Here is a 524-nt window from a genome sequence, read left to right on the forward strand (position 1 = left end):
CGCCGCACAGCGACGCGGCGATGTCGAGGCGGCGCCGCATGCCACCCGAATAGGCCGACGCCAGCGTCGAGGCACTGTCTGCGAGCGAGAATTGCGCGAGCAGTTCCGTCGCGCGGGCGGCCGCGGCGGCGCGGTCGAGTCCGCGCAGCCGCCCGAAGAACTCCAGGTTCTCCCGGCCGGTGAGGTTCTCGTCGATCGCCGCGAATTGGCCGGTGGTGGCAATGTCAGCGCGCACGCCCGCCGGGTCCTCTTTCACGTCGCGCGAGAAGATGCTCACCTCGCCGGAGTCGGCGGTGATGAGCGTCGACAGGATTCGGATGAGGGTGGTCTTGCCTGCACCGTTGTGGCCGAGGAACGACACGATCGCCCCGGTGGGCACGGTGAAACTCACGCCGTCGAGCACATGCTTGCGCATCCGGGCACCGCGCTTTCCCTTGCGCCCGCCGTCCGGCGGGGCACCTGCCCCGCCTTCGGGCGGGGTGCCCGCTTTGCCCGCAATCGGGTAGCTCTTCGTGAGGTCGCGG

The 524-nt window shown here is 70.4% G+C and carries 1 protein-coding gene; it reads right to left on the reverse strand.

What is annotated here, in order from left to right:
• Nucleotides 1-524: ATP-binding cassette domain-containing protein (locus F4V54_RS11310; protein WP_150387195.1), on the reverse strand; the 524-nt coding region annotated here is incomplete at both ends.

The sequence above is a fragment of the Corynebacterium tuscaniense genome (genome assembly GCF_008693065.1).
Taxonomy (GTDB): domain Bacteria; phylum Actinomycetota; class Actinomycetes; order Mycobacteriales; family Mycobacteriaceae; genus Corynebacterium; species Corynebacterium tuscaniense.